The organism is Methylobacterium soli (assembly GCF_008806385.1).
In the GTDB taxonomy this organism is placed as follows: domain Bacteria; phylum Pseudomonadota; class Alphaproteobacteria; order Rhizobiales; family Beijerinckiaceae; genus Methylobacterium; species Methylobacterium soli.
Map to the genome: position 1 here is coordinate 23,641 of NZ_VZZK01000009.1, position 14,310 is coordinate 37,950.

General features: G+C 69.7%; 11 protein-coding genes. 1 reads left to right on the forward strand and 10 read right to left on the reverse strand.

The genetic code is table 11. The annotated features are described in order from the left end of the window. Positions 1-38: 38 nt before the first annotated feature. The 5 genes from F6X53_RS10545 to F6X53_RS10565 are packed head-to-tail and all read right to left on the reverse strand — an operon-like array spanning position 39 to position 6,588. Positions 39-374, reverse strand: a complete 336-nt coding sequence (locus tag F6X53_RS10545) for a hypothetical protein (protein ID WP_150999989.1) — start codon at positions 372-374, stop codon at positions 39-41. Then, the gene (locus F6X53_RS10550) at positions 349-4,404 is read right to left on the reverse strand and encodes a glycosyltransferase (RefSeq protein WP_150999990.1); all 4,056 of its coding nucleotides are present in this window, start codon (positions 4,402-4,404) and stop codon (positions 349-351) included. The genes F6X53_RS10545 and F6X53_RS10550 overlap by 26 nt, the downstream gene beginning before the upstream one ends. Beyond that, the gene (locus F6X53_RS10555) at positions 4,398-5,057 is read right to left on the reverse strand and encodes an LbetaH domain-containing protein (protein WP_150999991.1); all 660 of its coding nucleotides are present in this window, start codon (positions 5,055-5,057) and stop codon (positions 4,398-4,400) included. Before F6X53_RS10555 ends, F6X53_RS10550 begins: the two co-directional genes overlap by 7 nt. Continuing rightward, a complete protein-coding gene (locus tag F6X53_RS10560) occupies positions 5,054-6,157 on the reverse strand; it encodes a DegT/DnrJ/EryC1/StrS family aminotransferase (RefSeq protein ID WP_150999992.1) in 1,104 nt (367 codons plus the stop codon). Before F6X53_RS10560 ends, F6X53_RS10555 begins: the two co-directional genes overlap by 4 nt. Beyond that, positions 6,154-6,588, reverse strand: coding sequence for a sugar 3,4-ketoisomerase (locus tag F6X53_RS10565; RefSeq protein ID WP_150999993.1), 435 nt, complete (start codon positions 6,586-6,588; stop codon positions 6,154-6,156). Before F6X53_RS10565 ends, F6X53_RS10560 begins: the two co-directional genes overlap by 4 nt. A 570-nt stretch (positions 6,589-7,158) precedes the next feature. Here F6X53_RS10565 and F6X53_RS10570 point away from each other — a divergent pair. Continuing rightward, the gene (locus F6X53_RS10570; RefSeq protein WP_150999994.1) at positions 7,159-9,693 is read left to right on the forward strand and encodes a TonB-dependent receptor; all 2,535 of its coding nucleotides are present in this window, start codon (positions 7,159-7,161) and stop codon (positions 9,691-9,693) included. Positions 9,694-9,883: 190 nt separating this feature from the next. On the opposite strand, the gene F6X53_RS10575 is transcribed toward F6X53_RS10570, so the two are convergent. The 5 genes from F6X53_RS10575 to F6X53_RS10595 all read right to left on the reverse strand — a co-directional run bounded on the left by F6X53_RS10575 (position 9,884) and on the right by F6X53_RS10595 (position 14,310). Continuing rightward, positions 9,884-10,171 carry a hypothetical protein gene (locus F6X53_RS10575; protein ID WP_425324688.1) on the reverse strand — a complete coding sequence of 96 codons (288 nt, stop codon included), beginning with the start codon at positions 10,169-10,171 and terminating at the stop codon, positions 9,884-9,886. 233 nt (positions 10,172-10,404) lie between these two features. After that, the gene (locus F6X53_RS10580; protein ID WP_150999995.1) at positions 10,405-11,379 is read right to left on the reverse strand and encodes a sulfonate ABC transporter substrate-binding protein; all 975 of its coding nucleotides are present in this window, start codon (positions 11,377-11,379) and stop codon (positions 10,405-10,407) included. 21 nt (positions 11,380-11,400) lie between these two features. After that, positions 11,401-12,576, reverse strand: a complete 1,176-nt coding sequence (ssuD, locus tag F6X53_RS10585; protein WP_150999996.1) for an FMNH2-dependent alkanesulfonate monooxygenase — start codon at positions 12,574-12,576, stop codon at positions 11,401-11,403. Between the two features lie 28 nt (positions 12,577-12,604). Then, a complete protein-coding gene (locus tag F6X53_RS10590; protein ID WP_150999997.1) occupies positions 12,605-13,429 on the reverse strand; it encodes an ATP-binding cassette domain-containing protein in 825 nt (274 codons plus the stop codon). A 35-nt stretch (positions 13,430-13,464) separates the two neighbouring features. Beyond that, positions 13,465-14,310, reverse strand: a complete 846-nt coding sequence (locus F6X53_RS10595; RefSeq protein ID WP_150999998.1) for an ABC transporter permease subunit — start codon at positions 14,308-14,310, stop codon at positions 13,465-13,467.

The following is a 14,310-nucleotide window of genomic DNA, read 5'->3' on the forward strand; positions in this document are numbered from 1 at the left end:
CGTCCGGGGAGCTGATCGGCCCCATCGGGTCGATCGGATCAGGGCGACGGCGCCAGAGCCCTGGCTTCGGTGACGAGATGATAGAATCGCCCCTCGAACAGCGTCATCACCGCCATGGTGGCCGCGTGGGATTCCGGCCGGATCGGTGATGCGAGGCAGGCCTCGATCGCCGCGCGATCGGGGAAGTCCATCTCCAGGATCATCGCGATGGGCTGCGCATCCTCGTCCTTGGCGATCACGCGTTGAACGCGCACGGCCGTGACGTTGGGGAAGCGTCGCCAGAGCGGTTCCAACTCGTCGCGCACACGCCGGAAGAAGGTGTCCTCCTGGCCGGCGCGGATCACGCCCTCATAGATCGCCGTTCGGGTGAGCATGGCATCCTCCTTCGACCGCGACCGGGTCGGTCCGTGAGCGATCGGCGACATCGACTGGTGACGATCGAGCCTCCGGCTCGGTGGAGATTGGCGGATGGTGGCCACCTTGGCGGCGCTCGGCAAGCTCCGCGAGCACCCGCGTCGAGAGGTAGGGCTGATCGCGGTCGGTCAGGAGATGGGGGCTCTGGAAGCCGATCTCCGGCAGGACCGTGCGCCACGCCGTCCGGACCTGGTCCCGTTCGCGAAGGAAGCGCGCCTCGTCCTGGGCCGAGCGGTCGAAGCTGCGCGTCGCGCCCTCGCGGTGATAGAGCTCGGCATGGGGCGTCCAGATGACGCGATAGCCGGCTGTTCGGGCGCGGATGCAGAAATCCACGTCGCTCCACGTGACCCGCAATGTCTCGTCGAAGCCGCCAAGGTCCTCGAACGTCGTTCTGCGGAAGGCCATGCAGGCCCCGGTCACGGCCGAGACGTTGCGGACGATGCGCAACTGGTCGAGGTAGCCCGGATCCTGGCGCGGCGCCCCGCGCCACACGTGCCGCGCCTCTCCAGCGCGGTCGATCTCGATGCCGGCATGCTGCACCCGACCATCCGGATAGTAGAGCTTGGCGCCGACGACACCGACCTCGCAGCGCAGCGCCTGGGAGACGAGCTCGTCGAGCCAGTCCTCGTTGATCACGACGGTGTCGTTGTTGAGCAGGACCAGCACCGCCCCGTCCGTCTGTGCCGCGCCGGCATTGTTGCTCCGCGCCCAGTTGAAGATTCCGGCACAGGGGAGGGTGCGCAGGCGCGGGTCGGCTGCGGCCTGCGCCAGGAAGGCCCGTGTCCGCGGCTCGGAACTCTCGTTGTCGACGACGAGCACCTCGAAGTCGGGATAGCGCGTTCGCGCGAGCAGGCTCGCGAGGCAAGGTTCCAGCAGCTCGACCTTGTCGCGGGTCGGCACGATGACCGACACCTTCGGCGTGCTCCTGCGCGGGTAGTGCAGGCGCAGGATGCCGGAGGCGGGGCACGCTGCCGGGACGACGGAGCGCCGCCCGGTCTCGGCGAGGAAGCGCCGGATGATGGCCAGGTTCTCCGGCGGGGCCTCCGAGACGCGCGCGGCGTCTCGCCGGTGGACGAGAACCACGGGCGCGTTCCCGACCCGGGCGGCCCCGCGGCGATGGCCGAAGCGCAGGAGCAGGTCCCACTGGAGCAGGCCGCTCGCGCAGCCCGCCGCAATCGGCCCGCGCCAACCCCCGCAGGCGCGGATCAGGCTGGTCCTGAAGAGGATCAGGGCCGAGGGCGGACGGGCAAGGCAGGCATCGGGGTCCCAGCGGCCGTTCAGGGCCGGGTCGCGCCGCTGACCGGCGGGGGTTCGGACATCCTGGTCGCACAGGAGGACGTCGACCGGCCCCAGGAGCGGGCGCAGCGCGGCGAACCGGTGGGCCAGGACGACATCGCCGCGATCGACCACACAGGTGAAGGTTCCCCGGCAGCTTTGCTGGGCGCGGGCGATCGCCGCTTCGGGTGGCCGCGATCGCCACGCGCTCACCATCGCGAGGGGGCCCGTGCCCGCTCCCCTGCAGAACCGCTGGCAGAACAGGGTGCTGGCCGCGTCCAGCGGGGCCAGGACGACTTGGCCGCAGGCCGTCATCGCCTGAACCAGCCGCGACAGGAGGCTCCGCTCATCGGGATCGAGCGGCCGATCGATCAGGACGATCACCGAGAGTGTCGCGTCCGGGGGCGTCTCGCTTAGGCCCGGCGACCGCTCGCCGCTCAGGCGCTCGCGCTCGTCATCCCACCAGGCGTAGAGATGCGGAGCCTGAGAGGGCAGGCCGCGGGGATAGACCGCCGCCAGGACGGCGTGCCGGCGCGCGGCCTCGGGCGCGCGAACGAGCGCGACCGCGAGGTCGGCCAGAGCGAGGGCGCGCTCGTGGGCATTCGGCCCGCGGCCGGCGGCCTGGCGGCAGAGACGCGTGGCGCCGTCGCCCCCCAATGCCTGAAACTCGGCCGAGGCGACGACGTCCTCGGCCACGGATCGGAGGCCGTGCCCGTCGCGCAGGTGCCGGACATAGTGCCTGAGCCCGTCCGCATCCGGATCGCGCCCGAGCACGACCCGGTAGAGCAGGGTCAGTTCCGCGAGGGACCGGCACTCGGCCGGGCTGACCGGGTAGGTGAAGCCGATCCCGACGCGCGCGTCCAGGTTCTCGATCATCCGGTCGCGCGCCGCGACGGCGCGCAGACCGAACGCGTCGGTCTCGCCCGCCCTGACGCGCAATCGATCGAAATCCGCCTGCCGGTGCGCGGTCTCGTAGACGATCTCCAGGGCGAAGTGGTTGTACTCGACCCGCCGGTCGCTGAGCGCCAGCTCGGCGACGCGAAGCGGGACCGGCATTCCGGGCGCAAACACCGCGCCCTCGCGGTCGGACGGGTGGGGCCCGAACACCTCGTCGAAGCAGGCCGCGTCGAGATTCGCGAAGTGCCGCAGGAGTTTCGTCATCTCGAAGGCCGAGCGCAGGCGGGTGTCCGGGCGCGGCGCGCTCATGTTGGCGTCGCCCGCCCGGATCCGGAACGCGGTCAATTCCTGGTCGAGCACGTGGATGTTGCGGCCCGCGACGAGCATCCGGATCCACATGTCGAGATCCTGATAGTTCGTCAGGCGCGGATCGTAGGCGCCGACCTGCTCGTAGGCGTCGCGCCGGATCATGGCGGTCGGTGCGCACAGGCAATTGCCGTGGAAAAAGAAGTGCCGGAGCCAGCTGCGCCGCGAGAAGTCGGGCAGGCGCAAGGGGGCGTGGAAGTCGTTGAAGGGCACGGTCGGCGCGCCGCCCTCGTCGACGGCAAGCGGCATTCCGAACACCGCCGAAACGTCGGGATTGGCATCCAGGAAGGCGACCTGGGACGCGAGGCGGCCGGGCAGGGCCCAGTCGTCGGAGTTGAGGATCGCGAGATAGCGCCCGCGGGCGCGGGCGATCGTGGCGTTCATCGCCCCCGAGATGCCGCGGTTTGCGGGCAGCACCTCGAGGCGCAGGCGCGGATCGTCGAAGCCGCGCAGGATCGCGGCGGTCGCGTCGGTCGAGGCATCGTCGGTGACGACGATCTCGAAATCCTGGAACGACTGGTCGAGGATGCTCCGGATCGTCTGCGCCACGTAGGGCGCGTGGTTGTAGCTCTTCACCAGAACCGACACGGTCGGGGCTGACGCGCCGCGGGCGGGAGGGGCGGGCGCGTCGCGGGCGCGGGCCATGTCGGGCCGGGCTTCCCACCACAGGGGCCGTGCCGCTTGCCCGGCGGGGTCGAACCCCGCCGCGGACAGGTCGCGCGATTCGCGCTCCATCTCGTCCCAGAATGTGCGCAGCCGCTCCGCCCCCCAGAGATAGTGCTGGCCGTAACCGTGGCGGCGATCGACCGCGCCGAGGCGCTCGGCCTGGGCCGCCTCGCGCGCGGCGTTCCGCGCGAAGCCGAGATGCTTGAAGTGATGGAGCATCACCGCGTCGCGGGCCGGCAGGCAGAGGCGGCCCGCAGGCTCGGCGGCGTGGCGGCCGGCGGAGAAGCCGCTCTCGCGCAGAGCCTCGGGCTTGAAGAGGCTCAGCTTGTTGAAGGCGACGCGGGGCCGGCCGCGAGTGACCCGCTCGACGAGAAGGCCTCGGTCATCGGGCATCACCGGATGGTTCATGTCGAAGCCCAGCGCCGGGATCAGCGTCACACCCCGCTCGGCTTGCTCGGCGAGGTACGCCGCCATCGCGCGGCCGCGCAGGGCGAGGTGCTCGTCGATGGCGGTGATGACGACCCAATCCGCCCGCCCGCGGCTCTCCTTCCAGGCCTCGTCCTGCAGGGCCTTGTGCGAGAGGACGAAGGATTCCGTCTCCACCCGGGCGAACCGGCGCAATTCGACCTTCGGATGCGCGGCGAGGAGGTCGCGGGAGCCGTCGGTCGAGCCATCGTCGTAGATGACGTAGCGATCGACCCAGGAATCGTAATGCCGGAAGAAGAAGCCGAGCATGTCGGCCTCGTCCCAGCAGACGGTGTAGAGGTGGACGACCGGCTTCACCACGAGACCGCGAGTCCCTTGTAGCCGCCGATCTCCGCGCGCACGAGGCGGGCCGGGTTGCCGAGCACGAGCGCGCCCGCGGGCACGTCGCGGGTGACGACCGAGCCGCCCCCGACGACGGCGTTCTCGCCGATCGTCAGCTCGGGCAGGATCGTGGCGCCGGCGCCGATCACGGCGCCGCGGCCGAGGCTCACATGCCCGGCGATGACGCCCCCGGGCCCGATCGACACGAAGGCCCCGAGCCTGACGTGATGCCCGATGCTCGCGCCGCGATTGACGAAGACGTAAGTCCCGAATTCCGAGCCGGCGCCGAGGCTGCAGCCCGCATTCACGTAGCTGCCCGGTCCGATCTCGATCCGGCGGGGGCTCGGCACGCTGGGGTCGATCAAGGTGAAGGGCTGCGTCAGGCCCGCCGCCCGGGCCTCGCGCGCGGCGATCTGCCGATGGCCCGGCGTGAACAACGGGACGAGGAAGGGCAGCGCGCGATGGGCGTCATCGAGCGCGTCGACCGCGAGGGCGGGCAGGTCCCCCGGAAGGTGGCACGCGCCCGGGCGATTGCGGATGCCCGCCGCAACGGGCCGGCCGGCGCGATGCAGGCTCTCCTCGAGGTCGAGGAGGATCGGCGAGCCGGTTCCGAACAGGAGAATGCCGCTCATCGCGTCCTCGCGCCGACGAAGTCCAGCACGGCCTCGGCGATGGGTTCGACGGCGTCCCGCGCGACCTCCGGCTGGATCGGCAGGCTGAGAAGCGTCGCACTCAGGGCGTCCGTGACGGGCAGGGGGCGGGCTGCCCCCTCCAGGAAGGCGGGGTGACGATGCAGGGCCGGCGCGTAGTGGACGGCGCTCCCGATCCCGGCGGCCGCGAGATGGCGCATCAGCCCGTCGCGATCCGCGTGCGCCAGCGCGAACTGGTGATAGACGCAGCCATCCGCGTCCGGCGGCAGGCCGATGGCCGGGCAGGGCTCGAAATGCGCGCGGTAGCGCGCCGCGATCGCCCGCCGCTCGGCATTTCCCGCCGCGAGATGGGGCAGCAGAGCCAGCAGGATCGCGGCCTGGATCGCGTCGAGACGCGCGTTGAAGCCGAGGCTGCGGCTCACCCGGCCGCCCGGGGCGAAGCCGTATTGGCGCAGCGCGCGGACACGCTCCGCCAGTTGCGCATCGTTCGTCGCCACCGCACCGCCATCGCCGATGCAGCCCAGGTTCTTGGTGGGATAGAAGGAATAGGCCGCCGCATGCCCGAACGTGCCGAGGCGGCGGCCCTTCAGGGTGGCGCCGTGCGACTGGGCGCAATCCTCGATCAGCGCGAGGTGGTGCCTGTCCGCCACCTCCCTCAGGGCCGGCATGTCGGCCGGGTGGCCGAACAGGTGGACCGGCATGATGGCGGCGGTGCGCCCGTTCACGGCGTCGGCGACCGCGGACGGATCGATGCAGCGGGTGCCCGCCTCGACCTCGACGAAGCGGGGCTCGGCACCGCAATGCAGGATCGCCTGGGCGCTGCCCGCGAAGGTCAGGGCCGGAAGGATCACCTCGTCACCGGGCCCGATCCCGAGGGCGCGCAGGGACAGCGCGAGCGCATCCGTGCCGGAGGCGACGCCGACACAGTGGCGGCTGCCGCAATATTCGGCGAATGCCGCCTCGAAGGCTGCCACGGCCGAGCCCAGGATGTACTCGGTTCCGCCCAGCACCCCGGCGACGGCCGCGTCGATCTCGGGCCTGAACCGCGCGATGCGAAGCGGAGGCGAGGCTTGCAGGATCATGCGGTGCAGCTGGCCAGCCGGATCTGCGGCTGCGCACGATCGAAATGCCGCGTTTCGCTGTAGCGGGCCGACGCGAACACCAGGAGCACGGTGTCCGGCTCGAAGTCGCGAAGATGGATCAGGATGCCGGGCCTGATCCACAGGGCCTGAGCCCGGTCGCGGAGACGGATGGTCGAGCGCGCCTCGCCGTTATCGACCTCGACCAGAACGGAGCCAGCGAGCGGAACGATGAGCTCGTCACAAGAATTCGCGTGACCTCCGCGCGCGATACCCAGTCGATCGATCTTCATGAAGAAGACGCGCTCGATGGAAAAAGGCACATTTTCCCATTGCTCGAAAGCAACAAGTTCGCCACGCCCGTCTGCATGCACCTGCTGTTTCAGCAGTCGAACGCCTTCGATGAAATCAACTGCGGGTGCTGCGCTTTTCACGCTGGCTCTCCGAGCTTGTGATTTTCAGTTTATGCAGAATGAAATTGTTTTGTGCAATACTCGCCAATAATGTATAAATTAATACTTTAGTTTTTACTTGTATGACGCTTCGGCAATGTCGAACTTGAATATCGGCAAGATGTATTGCCGATATTGCCCAATCGGGGCTGCGCCGGCCATTCGACGGCTGCTGTTCGAGCGCGGGCGCGCATCCCCATCTCGTATGTCCGTTTGCCGACACGAACGCGCTTGCGTGCCGGCCATCGGGGATCCTCGACCGCTGAATTGCCTCCGCCATCACCTATCGAGGCGGGAGGGAGACGCGGCCTGGCCTCAGGCGCTCCTGGCCTTGCCAAATCCTCCCGAACGGATTGCCACTTTATCTGCATAAGGCTCTGATCGCAAAGCAAAAATGTGGCACGCCCGACACGCTTCCGGGCAATCGATTGCCACAAACGCATCAAGGCCCGGAAGAGAAGCGGAGCCGTATTGTTTCTTTGGGCAGCCCGTCTCATGAGTGCGGAACAAGTCCCCCAAAGGGACGGCGATCATCATCGGGTTGGGGGAACAATGCGTTCGTTGCGGTACAGCCTGTTCGCGTCGGTGGCGCTGATGCCACTGGCGGCTCAGGCGCAACAATCGGTCACGCTCGGTGAGATCAGCGTCGTCGCGACGACCCCGGTGGGCAGTGCCGCGGGCGTCGGTGCGCCGAGTGCCTCCCTCTACAACGCACCGGTCCTGCAGGTGCCGAGCACGGAGCGCCTGCGTGGCGGTGCGCAGCCGCTCTACAAGATCCCCAGCACCGTCGAATCCGTGACGGCCGCCGACCTCGACTTCGATCGGGCGACCTTCAACGCGGTCGATACGCTGGCTCGGCGCGTGCCCGGTCTGAACCTCTCGGATTCGCAGGGCAACAACAACCGCGTCGACATCAACTATCGCGGCTTCCAGGCCTCGCCGGTGACCGGCGTGCCGCAGGGTCTGGCGGTCTACCAGAACGGCGTGCGCATCAACGAGGCCTTCGGCGACACCGTCAACCTGGATCTGATCCCGCAGGTCGCGATCAACCGCATCGACATCGTGACGGGCAATCCGGTCTTCGGCCTCAACGCGCTCGGCGGCGCCATCAACATCCAGATGAAGAACGGCTTCACCTGGCAGGGCACCGAGATCACCGCGCTCGGCGGCTCGGACGCCCGCACCGCGGGCTCGCTCCAGTACGGCAAGATGATCGGCCCCTGGAGCGTCTACTTCGCGGGCGACGGGCTGAACGACCGCGGCTGGCGCTATCAGAGCCCGAGCACGCTCGGCCGCGTCTACGGCGACCTCGGCTATCGCACGCCCGATTCCGAGTTCCACCTGATCGGGCAGCTGGCCCGGACCTATTTCGGCGCCGCCGCCGCCACCCCGGTCGACTTCACCCACCGCGACCCGCGCGCGATCTTCACCTACCCGCAGACCACCACGACCGAAGTCGGAACCCTGCAGCTGACCGGCCGGGTCGACATCTCGCCGACCTGGGATCTCGCCGGGAACGCCTATTTCCGCCGCTTCAGCCAGCAATATATCGACGGCAACGACAGCGATTTCGAGAATTGCAGCACGCGTTCGAGCTTCCGCGGCCGGCTCTGCTTCGAGGATGACGGCTTCAGCCCCTCGGCCGGCCAATCGCAGCTCGCCTTCCGCAACCAGTTCCTGCTCCTCGGCCGGAATGCGGGCGCCACCGGCATCCCGTTCACCGCGGGCGTGCCCTACGGCACCCTCGACGTGACCAAGACGGAAGCGACCGGGTATGGCGGCTCGCTGCAGGCCGCCAATCGCGACCGCGTGTTCGGCTTCAACAACAGCTTCGTGGTCGGCGGTTCGATCGACGCGGCCGATTACAGCTTCAAGTCGTCGAGCACGCTCGGCGTGATCAATCCCGACCTGTCGGTGACCACGAACCCGAACAACCCGTTCTACGGCAACATCCCGGGCCTCGGGACCGACTTCCTGCGCACCGCGGGCGCCCTCGGCATCGCGCCGAGTTCGGTGACCGGCTCGAACCTCTATATGGGCCTCTACACCACCGACACGATCGACCTGACCGACGCCCTCTCGCTGACGGCCGGCGCGCGCCTCAACTTCGCCCGCATCTCCACGCAGGACCTGACCGGTTTCTCGCCGGACGTGACCGGCACGCATTACTTCAACAAGATCAACCCGCTGGCCGGCCTGACCTATCGCTTCAGCCCCGGCCTGTCGCTCTATGGCGGCTATTCCGAGTCGAACCGCGCGCCGACGCCGCTCGAACTCGCCTGCGCCAACCCGCTGCGGCCCTGCCTCCTGCCGAACTCGCTGGTGGCCGATCCGCCGCTCAAGCAGGTGACCGGTCAGACCTACGAGGTCGGCTTCCGCGGCACGTTGCCGAACTTCTACGACGGCGGCCTCGTCAATTATAAGATCGGCGCCTTCCGGACGGATCTGGCGAATGACATTCTCCAGCTGGCGACACCTGGCAACGCGGCCCGCGGCTACTTCGTGAACGTGCCGGCGACCCGTCGCCAGGGCTTCGAGGTCAGCACGGAATACGTGGCCGACTGGCTCACCGTGTACGCGAACTACGCGCTGATCGACGCGACCTTCCAGTTCAACGGGACGCTCTCCTCGCCGAACAATCCGCTGTCGGACGATGGCGCGATCTTCGTCACCCCGGGCAACAAGGTGCCGCTGATCCCGGCCCACCAGTTCAAGGTCGGTTTCGACGTCGAGGTGCTGCCGCGCTGGCGCGTCGGTCTCGCGCTTCAGGCCTACTCGTCCTCCTACTACCGGGGCGACGAGTCGAACCTGAACAGGAAGCTGCCCGCCTATTACGTGTTGAATCTCAACACGAGCTACCGGGTCAATCCGAACCTGGAACTCTTCGGGTACATGACCAACCTGACCAACAACCGCTACGCCACCTTCGGCACCTTCTTCGAGCCCGGCCTGGTCGCCAACCGCTACCCGGTGAACGACACCCGGACGACGACGCTTGCCCAGCCGCTCTCGATCTACGGCGGCATCCGGTACACCTTCGGCGAGGCGCCCGCGCCGATGCCCGAGCCCCTGATCCGGAAGTTCTGAGCAACGCACCCTGTGCGAAGGCCGGCGCAGACCCCTGCGCCGGCCTTCGTGTTTTCGCGATCCCCACGCTCCTTGCGGCTCGGCCCCTCGCAGGCGACGCGGCGTCGCGACGGGGCCGCGTCCGGCTTGTCGTGGCGGCCGGCGGTCATCCGGGGCGTCGCCGCAGGCTCACGGGCCTGTCCCGCGGGCCTTAATCCCAATCGATATCCAGGGACCGCTCGAAGGCGGAGGCTCCCAGTTCGCGGCCGGCGGGGTCCACCACCACGATGTCGCGGAAGCCGCGCCGCTGCAGCTCCCACGTCTTCTCCATCGCCTGCTCGTCCGTCCCGCACGCGAAGGTCATGGACCTGCCGAACGGATCGATACCCTTCACTGTAAACACGCCATGCTCTCCGATTCCCGTCAGATATGGGATCGGCGGGCGATGGATGGTACCTGTGCCCGGCCCGGCGCTCGGTCGATCAGCATGGCGCTTCATCTCCAGCAGAGCTGCCGGGATGCGAAATCCCCGCGGCGCGTGCCGCGTCCGCCGGGCGGACGGGCGACATCCGACGCGTGGCCGGGGATCGGCCTCCCGGAATCGATCCGCGGCGGCCCGCGGCCCGCGGCCTCGACGAAGGGGTTCAGACGCCCTTCGCAGCCGGCGCTTCCGCGCCGGCACGTCCGGATGAAGCAGCGGCCGGGACGCGGTGGCCGAGGCGCCGTTGCGCTTCAGCTGCCGGGCTTTCGCACGGCATCGGCGATCCCGATCGCCTTCGGGATGAGGCCAAGCTCCCGGAAGGTGTCGGCGATCCGCTGCTGCTCGGCGATGACGCCGGCATCGAGGGGGCGCACGCCGTAGCTCTGCCGCGCGAGCGCCGTCGCGAGAATCGGCGCCGGGATGCCGACGGAGGGCGCGAGCTGCCGGGCGACCGCCTCGGTATTGTCCTTGGCCCAGGTATCGACCTCGGCGACGGCCGCGATGATCGCGTCAAGGGCGGGTCCGTGCTTGGCGGCGAAGTCGCGCGCGGCCAGGTAGAACTGGTGGTTCGGCACCAGGCCGGTGCCGTCGCTGAGCGTGCGTGCGCTGGCCCCGGCTTCCGCGGCGGCCAGGAAGGGGTCCCAGATCACCCAGGCATCGACCGCGCCGCGCTCGAAGGCGGCCCGCGCATCGGCCGGCGCGAGGTAGACCGGGGTGATGTCGGAGAGCGTCAGGCCCGCTTTCTCGAGGGCGCGCACGAGCAGGTAATGGACGTTCGAGCCCTTGTTGAGGGCGACCTTCCTGCCCCGCAGCTCCGCCACCGTCCGGATCGGGCCGTCCTTCTGAACCAGGATGGCCTCGCCGCGGGGCGCGGCCGGCTCGTGGGCGACGTAGATCAGGCGATCGCTCGCGGCCTGGGCGAAGATGGGCGGCGTCTCGCCCGCCGTGCCGAAATCGATCGCGCCGGCATTCAGCGCCTCGAGGAGCGGCGGGCCTGAGGGAAACTCGGACCAGCTCACGCGGTAGCCGAGCGCGGACAGCCTCGGCTCCAGCGTGCCGCGGCCCTTCAGCAGGACCAGCGTGCCGTATTTCTGGTAGCCGATGCGGATCAGGGTCTCCTCCGCGCGCGCGGCGCAGGGAAGGATGAGCGCGAGCAGGAGGAGCGCGAGCGCTGTCCGGACATTGCGGAGGAGCCGCGCGGGGCTGGCCAAGGTGAGAACTGACATGGAGAATCCCGGGATCGGCGTTCAGTGGGCGGCGATGCGGCGGCTCGGCACGATGTCGTTGGCCATCACCTCGCCGAACGGACCGTTGTTGCGGGCGGTCACCGGCGGGTTGCCGGTCGTCGCCCGCAGGGGAAGCTTGGGGAAGACGAGCTCCGCGAAGCGATAGGCTTCCTCGAGGTGCGGGTAGCCGGAGAGGATGAAGCGGTCGATGCCGAGATCGATGTACTCCTTCATCCGGTCGGCGACCTGATCGGCCGAGCCGACGAGGGCGGTGCCCGCGCCGCCGCGCACGAGGCCGACGCCAGCCCAGAGGTTCGGCGAGACCACGAGCTTCGAGCGGTCGCCGCCGTGAAGCTGCTGCATCCGGCTCTGGCCGACGGAATCCATGCGCTTCAGCGTGGTCTGGGCCTGCGCGATGGTCGCGTCGTCGAGCCGCGAGATCAGCCTCTCGGCCTCCGCCCAGGCCTCGCTCTCGGTCTCGCGCACGATGACGTGGAGGCGGATGCCGAAGGAGAAGGTCTTGCCGCGGGCCTCGGCCGCCTCGCGGGCGCGGGCGAGCTTCTCCGCGACGCTGGCGGGCGGTTCGCCCCAGGTCAGGTAGACCTCGCAATGGTCGGCCGCGACCTCGATGCCGGCGGGGGAGGAGCCGCCGAAATAGAGCGGCGGGTAGGGCTTCTGCACCGGCGGGAAGATCAGCCGGCCCTGCTCGCAGCGCAGGTGCCGGCCCTCGAAGGACACCGTCTCGCCGGACAGGAGGCCGCGCCAGATGTGCAGGAACTCGTCGGTGACCGCGTAGCGCGCGTCGTGGTCGAGGAAGACGCCGTCGCCCTTGAGCTCGACCGGATCGCCGCCGGTGACGACGTTGATGAGGAGCCGCCCGCCCGAGAGCCGGTCGAGCGTCGCGGCCATGCGGGCGGAGACCGAGGGCTCCTGCAGGCCGGGCCGGATGGCGACGAGGAAGCGCAGGCGCTGCGTCAGCGGCGCGAGGGCCGAGGCGACCACCCAGGAATCCTCGCAGGAGCGCCCGGTCGGCAGCAGCACGCCGAAATAGCCGAGATCGTCGGCAGCCTGCGCGATCTGGCGCAAATAGTTCAGCGAGACGTCGCGCGCGCCCTCGGACGCGCCGAGATAGCGCCCGTCGCCATGCGTCGGCAGGAACCAGAGGATGTCGGTTTTGCCGTCGGTCTGTGCGGTCATGTCGGTGTCTCTCGCGTTGCGGGGCGCCTCAGGGGCGCGCGTCCAGAAGCTGATCGAGGATGCGGCCTTCGAGCGCCGCGAGGTCGGGATCACCGCGCCGCCGCGGGCGCGGCGCGTCGACCGTGACGTCGAGCGAGATGCCCCCGTCCTCCATCACCAGGATGCGGTCGGCCAAGGCCACGGCCTCGCTCACGTCGTGCGTGACGAGGATCGCGGTGAAGCGCTGGTCCTGCCAGAGCCGCTCGATCATCGCCTGCATCTCGATGCGGGTGAGGGCGTCGAGCGCGCCGAGCGGCTCGTCGAGGGCGAGCAGGGCCGGGCGGCTCACCAGCGCGCGGGCGAGCGCCACGCGCTGGCGCTGCCCGCCCGAGAGCGTCGCGGGCCAGTTCCCGGCCTTAGCCGCGAGCCCGACCTCGCCGAGCACGGTCGCGGCCCGCTCCCGCCGCCGCGCCCGGCTGCCGTCGCGCCCGAGCCCGACCGCGACGTTGTCGAGGACGCGCGCCCAGGGCAGCAGGCGCGGTTCCTGGAACATGATCCGGCGCGTGCCGCCATCCGGTTGCCGGTCGTCGCCGTTGAGCGCGACGACGCCCTCGCTCGGCGCCTCCAGGCCGAGGATGAGCCGCAGCAGGGTGCTCTTGCCGCAGCCGGAGCGGCCGACGATCGCCACGAACTGGCCGACCGGGATGTGCAGGTCGAGGCCGCGCAGAACGGGTTCGCCCCCGTCGAAGGACTTGGCCAGGCGCCGCAGGGTGACGGCGACGCCGCGCCTTGCCGCCGGCTGCGCGGTCTCGGGCGCCGCGGGCGTGCGGTCCGCGACGGCGGGTTCCCGGAAGCTCAGGGCTGAAGCGGTCATGGAGGTCCTGTCGAGAGGCTCGAGGGGGCGGCCGGTCAGGTCTTGCGGTAGGCCGGGTTCCAGGCGAGGCAGGTCCGCTCCAGAGCCCGCGTGAGGCTGTCGGCGACCTTGCCGAGGGCGGCGTAGATCACGATGGCCAGGACCACGACGTCGACGAGCATGAACTCGCGCGCCTGCATCGCCATGTAGCCGAGCCCGGAATTCGCCGAGATCGTCTCGGCCACGATCAGCGTCAGCCACATGATGCCGAGCCCGTAGCGCAGGCCCACGAAGATCGACGGCAGCGCGCCCGGCAGGACCACGCGCCAGAACAGCGTGGCCCGGTCCATGCCGTAGACGCGGCCCATCTCGATGAGTTGCGGATCGACCGAGCGGATGCCGTGCAGCGTGTTGGCGTAGATCGGAAAGAACACGCCGAGCGCCACGAGGAACAGCTTGGCGCCCTCGTCGATGCCGAACCACAGGATCACCAGCGGGATCAGCGACAGATGGGGCACGTTGCGCACCATCTGCAGCGTGGTGTCGGTGAGCGATTCCGACAGCCGCGAGAGACCGTTGGAGAGCCCGAAGGCGAGGCCGATCCCGCCGCCGATCAGGAAGCCCGTCAGGGCACGCAGGAAGCTCACCCAGAGATTCGTCCAGAGCTCGCCGGTCTCGGCGGCGCGCCAGCCGGCGCGCGCGACGTCGAGCGGCGCCGGCATGAACCGCGTGGAGACGACGCCGAACGATGCCGAGATCTGCCAGCCGAGGAGGACCGAGACGGGCAGCAGCCAGGGCAACAGGCGCCGCAGGTCGGGCCGAAACGCGGAAAGGCCGCGACGTGCCGCGCCGGCGCGGTCCGCGGGCTGTCCGCCGACCGGGATCGTGAGGGAATCAGCCAT